A 19,599-nucleotide genomic window follows, 5' to 3' on the forward strand; every position below is an offset into this window, starting at 1 on the left:
GGGGGTGTGGGGATGACATGAGGGCGCGATCGCGTGCGCTCTACGTCGAGACGGTGACTCGCGCCGACATCGAGACGGTGTGGGCGCTGACCCAGGATCCCGTCGCGCATCCGCGGTGGGATCTGCGGTTCAGCGCGATCGTGCCGCTCGAGACGGATGCGCGGGGCCGCATCCGGTTCCGGTACGAGCGCACGCTGCCCTTTCATCGAATCGACGGCACCGGCGTCTCGCTCGGTGAGCGCGCGCGCCCCGACGGCGCTCGCACCTCCGCCTTGGCCTTCACGACCGACGACCGGCTCTCGCCGCTCCGCAGCGGCCGCGGCTATTGGCGTTACGAACCGACTGCCGGCGGGGTGCGCTTCATCACCGGCTACGACTACGTGCCCGGGTTCGGCCGCCTGCCGGACATTCTGCTGCGCCCGATCGTGCGCTGGATGACGGCGTGGAGCTTCGATCGGCTGCGGATCTGGGCCGAGACCGGGGTGCCTCCGGAGAGGTGGGGCTTGCGCACCGTGTTCGCGTGGTGGCGGCCGGAACGCCCCCGCGCCGCTCGCTGCCGCACCCGATCGCCGCGCGGCGGGGCGATGGCGGGTGCGCCGGCGACCTTGGACGAATTGCAACCGGGCGGCCGGCCGTGACCGGGTCGATGTTCCGCACGGCGCTCGGCGAGGAACGATTCGCCCGACTGCACCCGATGCTCCAGCGTCGCTTCGGCGTCTCGTTGGAGGCCGGCTACGCCTGCGTGGGACGCGGCACGATGGCCCGCATCCGGCGCGGCCCGTGGTGGACCGTCCCCTTCCTGCTCATCGGGCGCCTGCGGCACATCCTCGTGGCCGACACAGGCGTGGACGTGCCCTTCACCATCGAGAACTACCCCTACCGCGACCCCTTCGGGCGCGAGACCGTCACCTTCGTGCGGGAGTACCGGGTGCGCCGGAAACCGGCTCGGTTCGACGCCACCATGGTGCTGGATGCGCGCCGCGGCACGATCGTCGACTACCTAGGCACCCATCAGCACCTCGCCGTGGACCTCCACCTCGACGTCGACGAGCAGGGCGGACTCGTTCTGCGCTCCACCGCGCAACGGTTCTACGAGGGCCGGGTGGGCTTCCGGTTCCCCCTGATCTTCTCCGGCACCGCCGAGTTGCACGAGCACTGGGACGAGCAGCGCGGTGCCTTCCACATCGAGCTCGAGGTGCGAAACCGGGTGATGGGGTTCCTCTTCGGCTACGAAGGCTGGTTCACCTGCGAGTTCCCACCGGCTGCCGACGCGCCGTCGCGGCTCAAGCCGGTGCGTCACGAGCGCCGGCTCTGAAGACTCCGGATGCGGGTGGGGCGGTGCGCTCGCGCCCGGGGGACTTTGGTCCTCGCTGCTCCCCATCGTGGTGGCGAACCTGGGTGCATGAGCGATTCGACAACCACTGGTCCGCATCCGGAGTCCGCGCAACGCCCGCTGGGGGAGTTCTCCCGGATCGTCGTCGGCGTCGACGGCTCCGCTTCGTCGATCGACGCGCTGCGTGAGGCCGAGAGACTCGCCGAAGCCTTCGGGAGCCGCCTCGACGTGGTGTGCGCGTGGTCGTATCCGATCTCGAACTACGGGATGGTGCCACCCGACTGGTACCCCGATCGGGATGCCGCCCGCACCGTCCATGACGTCGCCGACACGGTCTTCGGGGAGACGAGGCCCGAGTGGGTGCACACCTCGATCAGGGAGGGCGCGCCGGCCCGGGTGCTGATCACAGAGAGCGACACGGCCGATCTGGTCGTGACCGGCAGCCGCGGCCACGGAGGCTTCGCGGGACTGCTGCTCGGCTCGGTGAGCTCGGAGATCGCCGCGCACGCTCACTCGCCCGTGCTGATCGTGCATCCGCGCCCCGAGACCAAGACCAGGACCAGGACCGAGACCGGGAGCCGCGCGCTGCACGAGGGACAGAGCGGCGGGGCCGCCCGATGAGGGCCCTGCAGTACCGGGCGATCGGGGCCGCGCCGGAGCTGGTGGAGGTCGAGACGCCGGAGCCGGGGCCGGGCGAGGTGCGCCTGAAGGTGACGGCCGCGGGGCTGTGCCATTCGGACTGGTTCCTGATGGGGCTCCCCGCCGAGCAGTACGTCTACGGGATGCCCCTGACCCTCGGCCACGAGGCCGCCGGAATCGTCGACAAGCTCGGGCCCGGCGCATCCGGGGTCGCCGTCGGCGATGCGGTGGCCGTCTACGGACCGTGGGGGTGCGGGCACTGCCACGCCTGCCGGCAGGGGCGCGAGAACTACTGCGTGAACGCCGCCGCGCTCGGCATCGCGCCGCCGGGGCTCGGCGCCCCCGGCGCCATGGCAGAGTACCTGATCGTCGACGACGTGCGGCACCTCGTTCCGCTCGGCGGCCTCGACCCGGTCGAGTGCGTCTCGCTGACGGATGCCGGGCTGACCCCGTATCACGCGATCAGCTCGAGTCTGAGCAAGCTCTGGCCCGGATCGACCGCGGTCGTGATCGGCGTCGGCGGTCTCGGGCACGTCGCCGTGCAGATCCTGCGGGCGATCAGCTCGGCCACGATCGTCGCGGTCGACGTCGACGACGACAAGCTCGCCCTGGCGACCGAGGTCGGGGCGCACCGCACCGTGCACTCGGATCCGGATGCGGCCTCCCGCATCCGGGAGCTGACCGGGGGAGTCGGCGCCGAGGCGGTGTTCGACTTCGTGGGCGCCGCCGGCACCGTGCAGCTCGCTCGCGAGGTGGTCGCGATCGACGGCGCGGTGCAGATCGTGGGCATCGGTGGCGCCACCCTGCCGACGGGCTTCTTCTCGACGCCCTTCGGCGCGTCGGTGCGAGCGCCCTATTGGGGGAGCCGCTCGGAGCTGGAGGAGGTGCTGGACCTCGCCCGATCAGGATCGGTGCGGGTGCACGTCGAGCGCTTCAGCCTCGACGAGGCGCCGGAAGCCTATCGGCGGCTGCACGAGGGAGACATCCGGGGCCGCGCGGTCGTCGTTCCGTGACCCCCGCGACCCGCCCGCGGGAGGGCGCGGCGGCGCCGACCCCGGACGGCCCGGGACGCCCGGCTCTGGTGACTGCCACGCCGACGTGGTATTTTCGCGCTGAGCCGGCAGGAGGCGCGATGACGGACGCCATCTCCTTCCCCGACCTGCCGCGGTCCGAACTCGACCGCACCATCGAAGAGCTGATCGCCCGTGCGAACGAGGTGAAGCAGTCCCAGGGCCGGCTGCGCGCCCTCCTCCGCGCGACCCAGGCGGTGGTCGAGGAGATCGACCTCGGCGTGGTGCTGCGCCGCATCGCCGAGGCCGCCGTGGAACTGGTGGACGCCGAGTACGGAGCGCTCGGCGTCATCGCCCCCGACGGCCACGGTCTCGAGGCGTTCATCCACGTCGGGATGGCCCCGGGCGCGGTCGACCGCATCGGTCACCTGCCCGAAGGGCACGGGCTGCTCGGCGCCGTGATCGCCGACCCGATCCGGCTCGAGCGCATCGCCGAGGACTCCCGCTCGGCCGGGTTTCCGGCCGGCCACCCCCGGATGGACGGCTTCCTGGGCGTGCCCGTGCGGGTGCGCGGAGCGGTCTTCGGAAACCTCTACCTCACCAATCCCCGCCGCGGCCACTTCACGGAGGAGGACGAGCAGCTCGTGCAGGCCCTCGCCACGAGCGCGGCCTACGCCATCGATCACGCCCGCATCCTGGTCGAGGCGCGCACGAGGGAACGGTGGACGACCTCCTCGGCCGAGATCGCCGTGGCCCTGGCCGACACCGACGCCGAGCGCGCGTATGGCACGCTCGCCGACGAACTGATCAGCCGATCGGATGCGCAGCTCCTGTCGATCCTGATCCCGGGGAGCGAGCCCGGCACGATCCACGTGGCCGCCGCGCGGGGCGAGGGCTCGGCTCGGCTGGACGGCATCGACGTGCGCGCGGCCACCACCCTCGCCGTCGACGTGCTCGACTCGGGCACGTCGATGATCGCACCCCCGGTGCCCGCGGGAGCCGAGCGCGAGGCCGATCCGTTCTCCCTCTCCCGGGGCGGGTCGACGGGGCCGGCCATCTACATCGCCTTGACCGACGGCCGGGTGGTCTGGGGCGTGCTGGTCGCTGCCCGGGAACCGGGTCGCCCGAGCTTCACCCAGACCGATCTCGAGGTCGGAATCGACCTGGGGGAGCGGATCAGCGTCGCGCTGGCCCTCGCCCGGGCCCGAGAGGACCAGCAGCGGGTTCTCGTGCTCGAGGACCGCGGACGCATCGCGCGCGACCTGCACGACCACGTCATCCAGGACATCTTCGGTACCGGGCTGGAACTCCAGAGCCTCGCCTCGACGGCCCCCGCGAAGGATCGCCGACGACTCGATGACGCGGTGCACCGCCTCGACGACGTGATCGCGCAGATCCGCAAGATCGTCTTCGCCCTGACCCCTCCCGCCAGCGACAGCTCGGCGTCGGCCCGGCATCGGGTGCTCGACATCGCCGCCGACGCCTCCAAGGCGCTTCCCCATCCGGTCGACGTGGCCTTCTCCGGCCCGGTCGACCTCTTCGTCAACGGCGAACTCGCCGACGACGTGACCGCCGTGGTGCGCGAACTGCTCAGCAACGTGATCAAGCACTCCGGCGCGGCGGACGCGGCCGTGACGATCACGGTCGACGACACCGACATCCGCGTCGACGTCACCGACGACGGGATCGGCATCCCCGCCGAGGTGCATCGGAGCGGGCTGTCGAACCTCACCGCACGGGCGACCGCGCTCGGCGGCACGATGGACGTGACCTCCTCGGCCAACGGCACACGGGTCGCGTGGCGGATCCCCATTCCCGACGACGGGGGAGGCGAGCGCGAGTGATCCGGGTGGCACTGGTCGACGACCATGAGATCGTGCGGCGCGGGATCGCCGAGCTGCTGGGGGCCGACGCCGGCATCGAGGTCGTGGCCGAGGCGGGCACCGTCGCTCAGGGCTTGTCCCGCATCCTGGCGACGCGGCCGGATGTCGCGCTGCTCGACGTGCGTCTGCCCGACGGCAACGGCATCGACCTGTGCCGGGAGCTCCGCTCCCAGCTCGACGGCATCCGCTGCGTCATCCTCACGGCCTACGACGACGACGACGCGCTCGTCGCGGCGGTCGTCGCGGGCGCGTCGGGATACCTGCTGAAGGACGTGCGCGGGCCGAGCCTCGTCGACGCGATCACGGCCGTCGCGGCCGGCCGCTCGCTGCTGCATCCGAGCGCGTCCCGGAAGGTGTCGGAGCGCGTGCGCTCCCAGTCGCGCGACGACCCGCGGTTCGGCTCGCTCAACATCCGGGAGCGCCAGATCCTCGCCCTCATCGCCGACGGGCTCACGAACCGGCAGATCGGCGAGCACCTCGGACTGAAGGAGAAGACCGTCAAGAACTATGCCTCGAACATGCTCCGCAAGCTCGGGCTCGAGCGCCGGACGCAGGCCGCGGTGCTGGGTTCGGAGCACCGGAGCGAACTCTGAACGGTTCGCCTGGCGTCCGTTCGGGTGCGGGTCGAGCCCGCGGGGTCACTACGCGGCCGCGGACTCCGCTCCGAAGCGCGGGCGAGCCGTCGACGCGGCCGTCGGCACCACGACGGCGGGCACGTCGAGGTTGAGCAGCAGGTCGCGGCTGACCGAGCCGAGGAACAGCCGCTGGAAGGCCGACTTGCCCCGGGTCCCCACCACGACCAGGGCCGGCAGCGGATCGGCGTCGAGCAGGCACTGTGCGGGGATGCCGCGCACGAGCTGCGCGGTGACGTCGAGCGAGGGATGCTCGCCGCGGAGCACGCCGACGACGTCGTCGAGGAGCTGCTGATGCGGCCGCGCGAGGTCGGCCACGAAGTCGTCGTCGAGCGGCGCCGAGTCGAGCCAGAGGTTGGGCGCCATCCAGGCGTGCACGACGTGCAGTGACTGTCCGGTCGAGAGAGCTTCGAGGGCGGCGACCTCGGCGACGCGCAGGCACTCCGGGGTGTCGTCGACGCCGACCACGACCCCACGGCGGTCTTCGCCCCGTTGTGCAGGGATCACCGCCACCGGACCGGCCGCGTGCGCGGCGACCCGCACTCCGGCCGGCCAGCCCACGGAGGTGCGCGACGAGGCGTTCGTCTTCTCGCCGACGACGAGCAGCGCATCCGGAGCCGTCAGGGCGATCAGCGACGGCACGACGTCGCCCGCGATCACCTCCGTGCGCACCTCGACACCGGGCACGGAACCCTGCACGGTCTGTGCCGCGGCGTCGAGCAGCGTCTGGGCGAACTCGAAGCGCGCCGGGTCGAGCACCCTGCCGGGGAGCAGCGTGGTCCCCTCGACGACGTGCACGAGGAGCAGGGGGCCGGTGACCCGGCGGGCGCGATGCACGGCCCACTCGAGGGCGGCATCCGTGGATCTTCCCTCGTCGACGGCGACGATCGTGCGGGTGGTCATGCGGGGAGTCCCTTCGTGCGGAGCGGTCCATCGGGCGTTCGCCGAGGGGCGAGGCCGGCGACGACGGCGACGTCGAAGCGGCGCACCGGCAGGCAGCGATGGATGAGGCCCAGAGGCGTCTGGGAGCGATGAGCCAGGCGTGGCTGGTCGCCGGTGCGCACCCCGGCGCGGGAGATCCCGACGACGACGTGGTCGTCTCCGAGCTCCTGCCAGCCGGGCCGGTCGTCGTCGAGCTCGAGGGCGAGCAGTGCTGAGTGGGCCATCGCGTTCCTTCCGATCGGTGCCCCCAGCGTCCTGCTCCGCGTGCGGCCCGGAACGGACGAAAGTCCCACGACGACGCCCCGCGGATGGGCGTGCGGCTTCGATGGACCTTGGTCACTCGTCGCTCGCGGGCGCCGGCGCAGGATCGCACCATGACTCCTTCATCCGTTCTCACCCCGACCGACCGCGGGCTGCAGCAGTCCGTCATCGACGAACTCGACTGGACCCCCGGCGTGCATCCGGCGACGATCGGCGTCGCCGTGATCGGCGGCGTCGTCACCCTCGCCGGCGAAGTGGCTTCCCTCCCCGAGAGGATCGCGGCCGAGCGGGCCGCGCTCAGGGTCGAGGGCGTGCGCACCGTGGCGAATGAACTGACCGTGCACGGCACGGTCGAGGCCTCCGCGAGCGACGAGGAGATCGCCCGTCACGTCAACGAGGTGCTGGCCTGGACGACCGCGCTGCCGGCCGGCGCGGTGACGGCGTCGGTGCACGACGGCGCCGTCATCCTCACCGGGACGGTCGACTGGGACTACCAGCGCCGCACGGCCCGCAAGGCGGTACAAGGCGTGCAGTTCGTGCGCCTGGTCGACAACCGCATCGAGCTGACCCGGCGCGTGTCGGCCCGGGATGCGGGGGAGCGCATCCGCAACGCGCTCCGCCGGGATGCGCTCATCGACGCCCACAACATCACCGTCGCCGTCAGCGACACGACGGTGCGCCTGACCGGCGTGGTGCGCTCCTTCGAGGAGCGGCGCGAGGCCGAGCGCGCGGCCTGGAACTCGCCCCACGTGCAGCACGTCGACAATCGGATCGTCGTGGACGGCCGGGTCGGCGTCGAAGGCCAGGTCGGCGTCGAAGAAGGCGCGGCCAGGTGATGACGCCGAACACGCGCACGAAGCGGATGCCGGCCGCGGGGGTCGACCTCGTCTATCCCGAGACCGACGGCGCCATCGAAGGGCGCCTGCACACCGAGCCCGAGGCGAGGGGGCTGATCGTCCTCGCGTACCCCACCGCCTATTCGCGGTTCGGCCGGCCCGACGAGCGCCTCTGCGACATCGCCCATCAGCACGGCTACAGCACGCTCTCGGTCGACCTGCTCACGCCCGAGGAGACGACGGTGCGGGCGGAGGAGCTGCCGGCACGCCTGCTGCACCGGCTCTCGGCCGTGCTCGAGGACAGCCACCGGCGTTGCCGCACGCGCCTGTTCGTCTTCGCGATCGGCGAGGCGGCTCCCGTCGCCATTCCGGCCGCCGACGGGAACGAGGTCGACGCCATCGCCACCTGCGCACTGCCGGGCGTCGTCAGCGCGAACGAGACCGACGTGGAACTCGCCGCCTCGAGCGTGCTCGAATGCACACCGACCCTCGACGCGCCGCTGAGCTGGGACGACGTCGGGCAGGCGATGCGCCGTGCTCTGGTGTGGTTCGACGCCGCGGCCGCGACGCGGAAGCCGGTCGGCGCATGATCGACACGCCCGTCCCCGAGCGGGTCGTGGTGCTCTACGAGTCGATGTTCGGTGCCACCCGGCAGATCGCGGAGGCCATCGGCGAGCAGTTGCGCCCGTTCGCCGACGTCGCCGTCGTGAACTGCGCCGGCGCCGGCCCGGATGCGCTGGCCGGCGCCGACCTCGTCGTCGCCGGAGGTCCCACGCACGTGTTCGGGCTGAGCTCAGCGACCACCCGGGAGGAGGCGCGCAAGATCGCCGAGCACAGCGACTCCGGCCTCGTCTTCGAGTGGGTCGAAGCGAGCCACGGCCTCCGCGAGCTGCTGCACGAGCTGCCGCATCCGGTGCACCCGTCCTTCTTCGCCGCCTTCTCCACCCGGAGCAGCAAGGGCCCCCGGCTGTTCACCGGATCCGCGGCCCGCCGCATCGACCGGGAGCTGCGCGCGACCGGGTACCGGCCGCTCGCCGCGCCGCGCGACTTCCTCGTCGACGCCACGCATCGCCTGGTGGACGGTCAGCTGGCCGAGGCGGCGGCGTGGGGAGCCGAGCTCGCGCAGGCCTGGGGCCGGGACGGCCGCCACGGCATGGGACCAAAGACCACCGGTGCCGCCGTCGACGCCGATTGACTGGATGCGACGGAGCTGGATGCGACGAAGAAGGGAACGGTCATGGACGACACCATCGGCATCGCGCACACCCTGAGCGACGAGGAGTGCTGGCAGAGACTCGGCGAGAACGCCTTCGGCCGGCTCGTGCTCCATGCGGCCGGAGAGATCGACGTCTTCCCCGTGAACTACGTCGTCACCGACGGCACCCTCTACCTGCGCACTGCGCCCGGCACGAAGCTGCTCGAGCTGACCATCCATCCGGATGTCGTCTTCGAGATCGACCACGTCGACGACACCTCGGCCTACAGCGTCGTGCTGAAGGGCTCCGCCGAGGAGCTCCAGAGCCAGGAGGAGATCGACCTCGCCGACTCCCTGTCGCTCGTGCCCTTCCTGCCCACCCTCAAGTACCGCTGGGTGCGCATCCGGCCGACGACGCTCACCGGCCGGGCCTTCCGGCGCGGACCCGAGCCCGAGCGCTACTGAGCCCGAGCACCCTCTGGAGTTCGACATGACCTGGACCCCCCGCCCCCACGAGATCGCCGCCGACGACGTCGAGGCGCTCGATCAGGACGAATGCTGGCGCCTTCTGGCCGGATCCACCTTCGGGCGGCTCGCCGTGAGCGACGACGACGGTGCCGACATCTTTCCGATCAACCATCTCGTGAACGATCACCTCGTCTACTTCCGGAGCGCGCCGGGGACGAAGATCGTCAGTCTCACCGAACACCCGGGCGTGGCCTTCGAGGCGGATGGCACCGAGAACCGGCAGCGCTGGAGCGTCGTGCTCCGCGGAACGGTCCGTCGGCTCGAGAGCGACGAGGAGATCGCGGCCTCGGGTGTCGATGAACTCCACACCGTGACCCGGAGCACGAAGTGGAACTTCTTCGCCATCACCCCGCGCACCCTCACCGGCGTGCGCTTCATCACCGACCCGCGTCACTCCGACCCGCACCGCTCCGACCCGGACCACTCGGCCCCCGCAGCGCCCTGAGCGCGTTCAGGATGCAGACGAGGTCGACGAGCTCCTGGATGCCCGCTCCGACGGCCGCCGGGATCACACCGAACGCGGCGACCCCCATCAGCACGACGCTCAGCACGACCCCGATCCAGATGCTCTGCAGGGCGATCCGCACGCTGTCCTGACCGATCGCGACCGCGTCGACCGTCTTCGAGAGATCGTCGACGAGGACGACGGCATCCGCCGAGTCGCTGGCCGCCGTCGCCCCGCGCGCTCCCATCGCGATGCCCACCTCGGCGGCCGCGAGCACCGGTGCATCGTTGACCCCGTCGCCCACCATGACGACCGGTCTCTCGGTCATCCGGGCGACGGCGGCCACCTTGTCGGAGGGCAGGCATCCTGCCCGCACCTCGGTGATGCCGGCCGACTCGGCGATGGATGCCGCCGTGGGGTACGCGTCACCCGTCAGCATCACGAACCGGCGGACTCCGCGGCGCCGGAGCGCGCCGATGACGTCGCGGGCGTTCTCCCGCAGCCGGTCGTGGGCGACGATCGAGCCGGCGAAGCGATCGTTCACCGAGACCGAGATCGCCAGTTCGCCGGGCTCGAGCGCCGGCGCCGCGGCGGAGGGGGCGCGTTCGCGCACGAAGGCCAGTTTGCCGACGCGCACCTCGTCGCCCGCGATCTGCGCGCGCACCCCGGCGGTGGCCACCTCGTCGGCTTGGCCGGCCGGCAGCAGCTCGATGCCCGCGTCGCGCGCGTGAGCGATGATCGAGCTCGCCAGCACATGGCTCGAGTACTCCTCGGCGGAGGCGGCGAGTTGCAGCAGCCCCGCCTCGGTGAATCCCGGCTCCGGAAGGATCCGGGTGACGGTCGGCCGCCCCTCGGTCAGGGTTCCCGTCTTGTCGAAGACCACCGTACGCACGCGCGCGAGCCGTTCGAGCACGGCGCCGCCCTTCACGATCACCCCCGTCTTCGCGCTGCGGCTCATCCCGGCCATGAACGCGATCGGAGCCGCGATGATCAGCGGACACGGCGTCGCCAGCACGAGCACTTCGGCGAAGCGCACCGGATCGCCCGACAGCACCCACGCGCTCGCCCCGATCAGCAGGGCCACGGCGGTGAAGGGCAGGGCGAAGCGGTCGGCGAGACGCACCACCGGAGCCGGATGCGCGGTGGCGTCGGTGACGAGCAGCACGATGCTCTGGTACTGGCTGTGCGCTGCGTCGCGGCGGGCCGTGAGCTGCACCGCGGTCGATCCGTTCACCGAGCCGCTGAGCACGAGATCGCCGCCCCGTCGCTCGACCGGGAGGCTCTCCCCGGTCAGCGACGACTCGTCGAACTCGACCGGGCCCGACGCCTCCGTCAGGGAGCCGTCGACCGGAACGATCTCCGAGGGCCGCACCAGCAGCACGTCCCCGACGACGACGTCGTCGATCGCCACGTCGACGATGGTGTCCCCGCCGGGGGCGGGCGACACCCGGTGGGCGGTCCGTGGCGCGCGATCCATCAACGCCTTCAGTTCGCGCTCGGCCCGGGCCTGCGCGAAGTCCTCGAGGGCTTCGCCTCCGGTCAGCATGAGCACGATGATCAACGAGGCGAGCAGTTCCCCCACCAGCACGGTCGAAACGATCGCCAGCACGGCGAGCACGTCGACGCCGATGACGCCCTGGCGGAGCCGCGCGATCATCCGCACGAGTTCCACTCCGGCGATCCCCAGCGCGTAGACCGCGACGAGGTACTGCGCGGCCACCGGCACCCCGCTCAGGATCAGGATGCCCGAGACGGCGGCGACCGCGACGGTCGCGGCCACGAGCGGGTAGCGGAGGCGCTTCACCGGGGCCCGTCCGTGTCGAGCCGCGGAACGGCGACCGCGGCAGCCCGGGCGGGAACGATGACGACCGGGGAACCGAGGTTCAGGAGCATGTCGCGACTGGTCGACCCGAGGAGCGACGTCGCCAGCGCCGATCTCGCCCGGCGCCCCACCACCACCGCGAGCGGGGGTCTGCTCCCGGCGGCCAGCGCCGTCGCCGCCCGGCTCCGCACCGTGGCGCTCTCGACGCGCAGCGAGGGGTGATCGCGCTGGATGGCGGCGGCGAGACGCGCGGTGAACTCCTGATGGGGCGCCTCCACCAGCGCCAGGGTGGCCGCGTCCAGCGGGTAGGGGTTCAGCACCATGACCGGCGGAAGCCAGGCGTGCACCAGTCGCAGGCCGGTGTTCTGCTCCCGTGCCCAGCGTGCCGCGAACTCGGCGAGCGCGAGGCTGTCGTCGCCACCGTCGACGCCGACGACGATTCCCGATCCCGCCTCGGTCGTCTCCGACGGGACGACGGCCACCGGCCCGTGGGCGTGAGCCGCCAGCCGGACACACAGCGACCAGCGCGCCGGTGCGTGGAGCAGGCGGTGGCTGCCCGCCCCGACGACCACGAGCGATCCCGGGCCGGTCAGGCGCACGAGCTCGGCCACGACCTCGCCCACCACGACCCGGGTGCCGACCGTCAGAGCGGGGGCGGACATCCGGATGCGCCGAGCCCGCTCTACGAGCTGATCCCCGGGCGACACGGCGGCCACGGTCGACGACTTCGCCGGGAGGACGACCGCCCCCTCCCGCACGAAGACCAGAGTGAGAGGATGCCCGCCGGAGTCGGCGAGACGCACCGCCCAGGCGAGGGCGGCTTCGCTGCTGGGCCCTCCGTCGTAGGCGACGACTAGGGAGAGCCCGGCCAGGTCTCCCTCGTGTGCGCGGTGGCCGCCGTCTCCGTCGCCCCCGGAGTCTCCGTCGTGTGCCGCCATGTCGTGCCTCCGTCTGATCCTGCTCGTCCACCCTCCCGGATCCGGCGCGGAGAGCGAGTGTCCTTGGTCCCATGGATCGCGGTCGTCCCGGCGTACGGTGCAGACGACAGCCACGTCGACCGGAGGCACCATGACCACCAACACAGCTCATCCGTGCGGTCCTCGACGGTGAGCGGGGTACCGGTGCGCGATCCCTCGAAAATCCGCGAGGGGCTCTCTCCGGAGGAGGCGGCGCGACGACTCCGTGAGCTCGGCCCGAACGCGATCCACCCGCGGCGGGCCAACGCCGCGCGCGTACTGATCCGGCAGTTCCGGAGCCCGATCCTGCTGCTGCTGATCGTGACCGCGGGTGTGTCGTTCCTGGTGGGCGACAGCACGAACTCCCTCGTCATCGGCGTCATCCTGATCGCGAGTGTGGCCCTCGGGTTCGCGAACGAGTTCCGGGCCGAGCGGGCCGCGGATGCGCTCCACGACAGCGTGCGTCACCACGTCACGGTCGTGCGGGCCGGCACCGCGCACGAGGTGGATGTGGCCGAGCTGGTTCCGGGAGACGTCGTGCGTCTGTCGGTGGGTACGGTCGTTCCCGCCGACATGGCGGTGCTGGAGGCGCGCGATCTCAGCTGCGACGAGGCGATCCTCACCGGAGAATCGGAGCCCACCCGCAAGGCGGCGCCGGCCGACGGCGAGGAGGCGGCGACGTCGGTGCTGCAGATGGGCACCATCGTGCACACGGGCGGTGGCCTCGGCGAGGTCACCGCGACCGGCACGCGCACGGCTTTCGGCCGAATCGCGGAGGGTCTGGGCGCCACGGCCCCGGTCACCGAGTTCCAGCGCGGCCTCAGCCGCTTCTCGGTGCTGCTGCTCGAGGTCGCCCTGGTGCTCACCACGCTGATCTTCGTCGCCAACCTGCTGCTGCAGCGGCCGCTGATCGAGTCGCTGCTGTTCTCGCTCGCCATCGCCGTGGGGATCACCCCGCAGCTGCTCCCCGCCGTGGTGAGCACGAGCCTCGCCTCGGGGAGCCGGGCCCTGGCCTGCAAGAAGGTGCTGGTGAAGCGTCTCGTCTGCATCGAAGACCTCGGAGACCTGGATCTCCTCGTGACAGACAAGACCGGAACGCTCACCCAGGGCCGGATCGGGTTCGCCCGCGCCCTGCCGGTGGACGGGGTCACGGATGCCGCGGCGCTGACCGGTTTCGGCCTGACGGCGAGCGAGGTCGACTTCGCGAGCCCCGAGCTCGACGTGACGGGTCTCAACTCGCTCGACACGGCCCTGTGGGAGCAGCCCGGCGCCGAGGCCTACAGCGCCATGCGCACCTCGCCGCCCCTGGACGTGCTGCCGTTCGACCACGAGCGCAGGATGACCAGCGCCCTCGTTCGGCGAGCGGGGGAGGAGCCGATGGTGATCGTGAAGGGCTCACCCGAAGACGTGATGGCCCGCTGTATCGCGCTGCCGGCCGAGGCGACCGCCACGCTCGAGGCGCTCTACCGCGACGGCGAGCGGGTGCTCGCGGTCGCGACCAGAACGGCGCCCGGTGCCACGGCGCTGAGCCGCGATACCGAGCACGAACTGCGGCTGGCGGGCTTCCTGGTATTCGTCGATCCGGTCAAGGCCGATGCGGCCGAGTCGATCGGGCGTCTCGCCCGCCTGGGCGTGCAGGTCAAGATCGCGACGGGCGACAGCGCCGTCGTGACCGAGAAGCTGTGCGCCGACCTCGGCATCGCCTCCGGCGGCACCCTCACGGGAGCCGAGGTGGAGGGCCTCGACGACACCGCGCTCGCCGCGGCCGCGCGCGGCGCCACCATCTTCGCCCGGGTGGGCCCCGAGCAGAAGGCGCGCATCATCCGTCTGCTCCGCGCGAAGGGCCACTCGGTCGCGTTCCTGGGCGACGGGGTGAACGATGCCCTCGCCCTGCATCAGGCCGACATCGGCGTGTCGGTGGACTCCGCCGCCGACGTGGCCAAGGACGCGGCCGACGTCATCCTGCTCGACAAGGATCTCGGCGTGCTCTCCGACGGCGTGCTCGAGGGCCGCCGGATCTTCGCCAACACGATGAAGTACCTGCTGATGGGCACATCGAGCAACTTCGGCAACATGTTCAGCGCCTCGGTGGCCTCGGTGGTGCTGTCGTTCCTGCCGATGCTGCCCGGGCAGATCCTGCTGAACAACCTGCTCTACGACACCGGGCAGATGGCCATCCCGACCGACCGCGTCGACCCAGAGCAGCTCGAGCGGCCCTCGCGCTGGGACATCTCCTTCATCCGGCGGTTCATGCTCGTCTTCGGCTCGATCAGCAGCATCTTCGACTTCGCGACCTTCGCGCTGATGCTCCTGGTGCTGAACGCCGGGATCGGCGAGTTCCGGGCGGGCTGGTTCATCGAGTCGATCGCCACCCAGACGCTCATCGTCTTCGCCATCCGCACCCGCCGGGTGCCGTTCTTCCGCAGCCGGCCGTCGTTCGCACTGATCGCGGCGGCGGTGGGAGTGGTCGTGGTGGGAGCGTGGCTCCCGTTCTCGCCGCTCTCCGGCTTCCTCGGGTTCACGCCCATCCCCGCAGCGTTCTTCCTCGCCCTGGTCGGGATGATCGTGGTCTACCTCGTGATCGTGGAGTTCGCCAAGAAGCTGTTCTTCGCCCACGTCGCGCGCACGCCCGCCGGCCCGCGCACGCCGCGCGACCGCCTGAGGCATCAGATCATCCGGAGGTCGTCCCGCTTCACCAGCCGGTCATGAGCGGACGATGAGCGTGGGCGCCACGAGCGCCCGGATCACCGCGTGGCTGACCGAGCCGAGGAAGAACCGGCGCGCCCCATGATCGCTGTGGTTGCCGACCACGACCTCGGACGCCGTCCGGGCCGCATCGATCAGGGCGTCCGCTGGTGTTCCCACCACGAGGGAACCACGGGCGGCGAGCCCGGTCACGAGGCCGGCTCGCCGGATGGCGGTGTCGAGCACACCCTGATGGACGTCCTCGAGCGAGTCCTCGAGGCCGAGCTCCGGCACGTAGACGTCCTGCCAGGCGGACGGCTCGGTCCAGGCGTGCACCACGAGCAGCTCCTGCTGGGAGGACAGGGCCTCGGCGATGGCGACATCGAGCACGTGCTCGGAGACGGTGGTGCCGTCGTAGCCGACCACGAGGTTCCGCCGCGGTGTGGCCGTCGTGTCGGCGGGCACGACGGCGACGGCGCCCGGCGTGTGAGCCGCGGCCAGCCGGGATCCCACGGACCAGCCGAAGGGGCTCGGCTTCTGCGTGGCGGATGTTCCCCCCACGACGACGAGCGACCCCGGAGTCGACAGGGCGAGGAGCTCGTCGACCACGGCGCCGCGCAGCTCCTGGGTCGAGATCGAGGCCTCGGGATGCGCGCTCCGCAGTTCGTCAGCCGCTTCCATCAGGCGCACGCGGGTGCCCGCCTCCGGGGAGGTCGCGCTGAGGTAGTCGGTGCCGGTCTCGTGCCCGCCCAGCACGCCGACGAGGGTGATCGGTGCAGAACCCGGCCGGGACGCCGCCCATGATGCTGCGGCGGTGGCGGACGCGGATCCGTTCCATCCGACGAGGATGCGGTCGAACGGGGCGGGTGAGGCAGGAATGCGTGTCATGAGGTCTCTCCTTCGAGGCGGGGATCGTTCACCCGGTCGCTGATGACGATCACGGGCACGTCGAGGTTGAGGATGAGTTCGTGGCTGGCGGAGCCGAGCAGGAACCGGTTCACGGCCCCGCGGCTGCGGCAGCCCACGACGACCAGTTCCGGCAGGGGCGGTGTGTCGAGCAGGGAACGCACGGTGGGCCCGCGCACCGCGTTCGCGGTGAGGGTCAGGCCGGGGTAGGCGCGTTTCACCGCGCTGGCGGCGTCGTGCACGATCGCGGCGTGCTCGGCGGTGAGCAGCTCGAGGGTGAGGTCGTCGTAGACGTAGTCGGCCTGCCAGACCGGGGGTTCCAGCCAGACGTGGAGGAGGTGGAGGGGGACGCCGCGGAGCACGGCCTCCGCGGCGGCGAACAGGGCGGCGCGGGTGGAGGTCTCCGATCCGTCGACGCCGGCGACGATGCCCGAGCGCACCCCGGAGACGTGGCGGGGGACGATCGCGACGGGTCCGAGGGCGGTCGCGGCGAGGCGGGTGCCGATGGCCCAGGCGAAGCGGAGGTGAGGGGTGGTGCGGGCCTGGGTTCCCAGCACCACGAGGGTCGCTGGGTCGGTGAAGCGGCGCAGGGCGGTGAGGGTGTCGCCGATCACGACCTGACTGGTCACGCGCGCGGACGGCAGTTCGCGGGCGACGCGGACCGCTTCCTCGGCCACGGCGATCGTCGCGGCGGCGTATTCCCCGGGGTCGGTCGTCGCGCCGGGGATCAGGCCCACCTCCTCGATCACCCGCACCAGCACGACCTCGTGGCCGGGAGCGGCATGCCGGGTTCTGTCGAGCATCCAGGCCGTCGCGGTGCGGCTCTCCACCGAGTCGTCCCAGGCCACCACTGTTCTCTGCATCATGAGTCCAGGGTCCGCGTCCGCGCCTGCGAAGCACGGGACCTAAGTCACCCGCGGACCTTCCCGGCGCCGCTCCGTCCGCAGGTGCCGGTCAGTCGATATCACCCGCTTCGGGTGTGGGAATCGTCCTCTCGCGCTCGTTGAATAGGCGGACAGGCGGGGCCCGCGAGCAGCCGGGCCGGCCGATGGCGACCAGCGAAAGGCGTGACGATGACCGACAGTACACACGGCGACCACGGGGACCCCGCACTGCAGCGGTCGAGTCTGCCCATTCCCGACCTGGCATACACCGGCACGGTCACCTACGACGCCACCTCGCCTGACACGCACTACCCACCCATCAGACCGGTACGGCCACCCGCGGGCGCGCCGAACGTGCTCGTCATCCTCATCGACGACTGCGGCTTCGGCGCCTCGAGTGCCTTCGGCGGGCCCGTGCACACACCGAACTTCGAGAGGGTCGCCGCGCAGGGCATCAAGTACACGCGCTTCCACACCACGGCACTCTGTTCGCCCACCCGCGCGGCTCTGCTGTCGGGCCGCAACCACCACACCGTGGGCATGGGCGGCATCACCGAGATCGCCACCAGCGCTCCCGGTTACAACTCGCTGCGGCCCAACAACTGCGCGCCGCTCGCCGAGACGCTCAAGCTCAACGGGTACAGCACGGCCCAGTTCGGCAAGTGCCACGAGGTGCCCGTGTGGGAGTCGAGCGCGGTCGGCCCCTTCGACCACTGGCCGCACCCGGGTGGCGGGTTCGAGTACTTCTACGGCTTCATCGGTGGCGAGACCAACCAGTGGTACCCCGCGATCTACGAGAACACCTCGCCCGTCGAGCCGTGGGGTACGCCCGAGGAGGGCTATCACTTCATGGCCGACATGACCCAGAAGGCCGTCGACTGGACGAAGCAGCAGAAATCGCTCGCCCCCGACAAGCCGTTCTTCACCTACTTCGCGCCGGGCGCCACGCACGCCCCGCACCACGTTCCCCTCGAGTGGGCCGACAAGTACAAGGGCCGCTTCGACCAGGGCTGGGATGCGGTGCGCGAGGAGACCTTCGCCAAACAGAAGGAGCTCGGCGTCGTGCCGGCGGAGGCGGTGCTCACCACGCGCAGCCCCGGCATCCCGTCGTGGGACGAGATGGACGACGCCATCAAGCCCACCCTCGCCCGCGAGATGGAGGTCTACGCCGGCTACCTCGACTACGCCGACCACCACGTCGGGCTGCTGCTGGACGCGCTCGAGGAGATCGGCGAACTCGACGACACCCTCGTCTACCTCATCATCGGCGACAACGGTGCGAGCGCTGAAGGCACGATGACGGGCACGACCAACGAGGCGTTCACCATCAACCACATGGAGGACATCGAGACGGATGCCTACAAGATCGCCCACACCGACGACCTCGGCACCCCGAAGTCGTACAACCACTACGCCATCGGCTGGGCGCACGCCATGGACACGCCCTACCAGTGGACCAAGCAGGTGGCCTCGCACTGGGGCGGCACCCGCAACGGCACCATCGTGTCGTGGCCCGCAGGCATCGCGGCGCGCGGCGAGATCCGCAACCAGTTCGCGCACGTGATCGACGTGGCGCCGACGGTGCTGCAGGCCGCGGGCATCCCCGAGCCGCACACCGTGAACGGCGTCACCCAGCGGCCCTACGAGGGCACCCCGATGAACTACAGCTTCGACGACGCCGCCGCGCCCGAGCGGCACACCACGCAGTACTTCGAGATGCTCGGCAACCGCGCCATCTTCCATCTCGGCTGGACCGCGGTGGCCAAGCACAAGGATCCGTGGCTCGCCTCCTCGCACGGCCTCGACGACGACGTGTGGGAGCTCTACAACGTCGAGGAGGACTGGACACAGTCGAACGACCTGGCCGCCTCGCATCCCGAGAAGCTGGCCGAACTGCAGCGGCTGTTCCTCATCCAGGCCGCCCGCTTCAACGTGCTGCCGATGGACACCCGCTCGGCCGAGCGCTTCAACGGCGAGCTCGTGGGCCGCCCCGAACTGGTGACGGGCTCTAGCCAGACCTTCTACCCCGGCATGAAGCGCATGAGCGAGAACTCGGTGGTGAACGTGAAGAACAAGTCGTTCACCGTGACCGCCTCGGTGACGCTGCCCGAAGGCGGGGGAGCGGGAGTGCTCATCGCGCAGGGCGGCAGCTACGGCGGCTGGAGTTTCTACCTCACCGACGGCAAGCCGGCCTTCGCCTACAACCTCGGTGGCGTCGCCGTCGAGTACACGCGGTCGGATGCGGTGCTCGCGGCCGGCGCGCACGAGCTGCGGGCGCACTTCCAGTACGACGGGGGCGGCCTCGGCAAGGGCGGGTCACTGACGCTCTTCGACGGTGACACCGAACTCGCCGCGGGGCGCATCACCCGCACGCTGCCGTTCTTCTTCTCGATGGACGAGACGGTCGACATCGGCTCCGACCTCGCCTCGCCGGTGTCGGAGGACTACGGGCCCACCGACAACGCCTTCACGGGAACCATCGCGTGGCTGCGGCTCGACGTCGGCGACGACGACCACTCGCACCTCGCCGACCCGGAGCACCTGATGCAGATCGCGATGACCCGGCAGTAGGAGGCGGGCGCGCGGCCGTCGGCGGCCGTGTCAGCGCTTACCCGGGTCGGAGTCGCAGCCTCCGGTTCCGA

19 protein-coding genes are annotated in these 19,599 nt (G+C 71.3%); 13 read left to right on the forward strand and 6 right to left on the reverse strand.

Annotation, left to right across the window (positions count from 1 at the left end; translation table 11 throughout):
• The first annotated feature begins 17 nt into the window (after positions 1–17).
• The 6 genes from VD659_RS13525 to VD659_RS13550 all read left to right on the forward strand — a co-directional run bounded on the left by VD659_RS13525 (position 18) and on the right by VD659_RS13550 (position 5,458).
• Complete coding sequence (locus tag VD659_RS13525) at positions 18–638, forward strand: SRPBCC family protein (RefSeq protein WP_423261598.1); 621 nt, start codon at positions 18–20, stop codon at positions 636–638.
• Complete coding sequence (locus VD659_RS13530; RefSeq protein ID WP_423261599.1) at positions 635–1,315, forward strand: DUF4166 domain-containing protein; 681 nt, start codon at positions 635–637, stop codon at positions 1,313–1,315. Before VD659_RS13525 ends, VD659_RS13530 begins: the two co-directional genes overlap by 4 nt.
• An 87-nt stretch (positions 1,316–1,402) precedes the next feature.
• The gene (locus VD659_RS13535; RefSeq protein WP_423261600.1) at positions 1,403–1,954 is read left to right on the forward strand and encodes a universal stress protein; all 552 of its coding nucleotides are present in this window, start codon (positions 1,403–1,405) and stop codon (positions 1,952–1,954) included.
• Positions 1,951–2,985 carry an NAD(P)-dependent alcohol dehydrogenase gene (locus VD659_RS13540; protein WP_423261601.1) on the forward strand — a complete coding sequence of 345 codons (1,035 nt, stop codon included), beginning with the start codon at positions 1,951–1,953 and terminating at the stop codon, positions 2,983–2,985. The genes VD659_RS13535 and VD659_RS13540 overlap by 4 nt, the downstream gene beginning before the upstream one ends.
• 119 nt (positions 2,986–3,104) lie before the next feature.
• The gene (locus VD659_RS13545) at positions 3,105–4,826 is read left to right on the forward strand and encodes a GAF domain-containing protein (RefSeq protein ID WP_423261602.1); all 1,722 of its coding nucleotides are present in this window, start codon (positions 3,105–3,107) and stop codon (positions 4,824–4,826) included.
• On the forward strand, positions 4,823–5,458 hold the full coding sequence (locus tag VD659_RS13550) for a response regulator (protein ID WP_423261603.1): 636 nt from the start codon (positions 4,823–4,825) through the stop codon (positions 5,456–5,458). Before VD659_RS13545 ends, VD659_RS13550 begins: the two co-directional genes overlap by 4 nt.
• Positions 5,459–5,506: 48 nt before the next feature.
• On the opposite strand, the gene VD659_RS13555 is transcribed toward VD659_RS13550, so the two are convergent.
• Both VD659_RS13555 and VD659_RS13560 read right to left on the reverse strand, forming a co-directional pair.
• Complete coding sequence (locus VD659_RS13555) at positions 5,507–6,400, reverse strand: universal stress protein (protein ID WP_423261604.1); 894 nt, start codon at positions 6,398–6,400, stop codon at positions 5,507–5,509.
• Complete coding sequence (locus VD659_RS13560; RefSeq protein WP_423261605.1) at positions 6,397–6,663, reverse strand: hypothetical protein; 267 nt, start codon at positions 6,661–6,663, stop codon at positions 6,397–6,399. Before VD659_RS13560 ends, VD659_RS13555 begins: the two co-directional genes overlap by 4 nt.
• Before the next feature lie 150 nt (positions 6,664–6,813).
• Between VD659_RS13560 and VD659_RS13565 the strand changes: the two genes are divergently transcribed.
• Genes VD659_RS13565 through VD659_RS13585 form a run of 5 tightly spaced genes read left to right on the forward strand, consistent with a single transcriptional unit; the run spans position 6,814 to position 9,704 of the window.
• Entirely contained in the window at positions 6,814–7,536 is a 723-nt protein-coding gene (locus VD659_RS13565) for a BON domain-containing protein (RefSeq protein WP_423261606.1), read from the forward strand.
• Positions 7,533–8,126, forward strand: coding sequence for a hypothetical protein (locus tag VD659_RS13570; RefSeq protein WP_423261607.1), 594 nt, complete (start codon positions 7,533–7,535; stop codon positions 8,124–8,126). The genes VD659_RS13565 and VD659_RS13570 overlap by 4 nt, the downstream gene beginning before the upstream one ends.
• On the forward strand, positions 8,123–8,731 hold the full coding sequence (locus VD659_RS13575; RefSeq protein ID WP_423261608.1) for a flavodoxin family protein: 609 nt from the start codon (positions 8,123–8,125) through the stop codon (positions 8,729–8,731). Before VD659_RS13570 ends, VD659_RS13575 begins: the two co-directional genes overlap by 4 nt.
• A gap of 42 nt (positions 8,732–8,773) precedes the next feature.
• A complete protein-coding gene (locus VD659_RS13580) occupies positions 8,774–9,196 on the forward strand; it encodes a pyridoxamine 5'-phosphate oxidase family protein (protein ID WP_423261609.1) in 423 nt (140 codons plus the stop codon).
• 25 nt (positions 9,197–9,221) lie between these two features.
• Positions 9,222–9,704, forward strand: a complete 483-nt coding sequence (locus tag VD659_RS13585) for a pyridoxamine 5'-phosphate oxidase family protein (RefSeq protein ID WP_423261610.1) — start codon at positions 9,222–9,224, stop codon at positions 9,702–9,704.
• Here VD659_RS13585 and VD659_RS13590 read toward each other — a convergent pair.
• Both VD659_RS13590 and VD659_RS13595 read right to left on the reverse strand, forming a co-directional pair.
• A complete protein-coding gene (locus VD659_RS13590) occupies positions 9,637–11,508 on the reverse strand; it encodes a heavy metal translocating P-type ATPase (protein ID WP_423261611.1) in 1,872 nt (623 codons plus the stop codon). The two genes, VD659_RS13585 and VD659_RS13590, sit on opposite strands and share 68 nt — an antisense overlap.
• Positions 11,505–12,464, reverse strand: coding sequence for a universal stress protein (locus VD659_RS13595; RefSeq protein WP_423261612.1), 960 nt, complete (start codon positions 12,462–12,464; stop codon positions 11,505–11,507). Before VD659_RS13595 ends, VD659_RS13590 begins: the two co-directional genes overlap by 4 nt.
• A 153-nt stretch (positions 12,465–12,617) precedes the next feature.
• On the opposite strand from VD659_RS13595, the gene mgtA reads away from it, so the two are divergent.
• A complete protein-coding gene (mgtA, locus tag VD659_RS13600) occupies positions 12,618–15,191 on the forward strand; it encodes a magnesium-translocating P-type ATPase (protein WP_423261613.1) in 2,574 nt (857 codons plus the stop codon).
• On the opposite strand, the gene VD659_RS13605 is transcribed toward mgtA, so the two are convergent.
• Together VD659_RS13605 and VD659_RS13610 are read right to left on the reverse strand one after the other, a co-directional pair.
• Positions 15,186–16,055 (reverse strand): universal stress protein, encoded by an 870-nt coding sequence (locus VD659_RS13605; RefSeq protein WP_423261614.1) that lies wholly within the window; start codon positions 16,053–16,055, stop codon positions 15,186–15,188. The genes mgtA and VD659_RS13605 overlap by 6 nt on opposite strands.
• Complete coding sequence (locus VD659_RS13610) at positions 16,052–16,939, reverse strand: universal stress protein (protein WP_423261615.1); 888 nt, start codon at positions 16,937–16,939, stop codon at positions 16,052–16,054. Before VD659_RS13610 ends, VD659_RS13605 begins: the two co-directional genes overlap by 4 nt.
• Before the next feature lie 207 nt (positions 16,940–17,146).
• Between VD659_RS13610 and VD659_RS13615 the strand changes: the two genes are divergently transcribed.
• Positions 17,147–19,528, forward strand: coding sequence for a sulfatase-like hydrolase/transferase (locus tag VD659_RS13615; RefSeq protein ID WP_423261616.1), 2,382 nt, complete (start codon positions 17,147–17,149; stop codon positions 19,526–19,528).
• Positions 19,529–19,599 lie beyond the last annotated feature (71 nt).

The sequence above is a fragment of the Herbiconiux sp. 11R-BC genome (assembly GCF_049472555.1).
In the GTDB taxonomy this organism is placed as follows: Bacteria; Actinomycetota; Actinomycetes; order Actinomycetales; family Microbacteriaceae; genus Herbiconiux.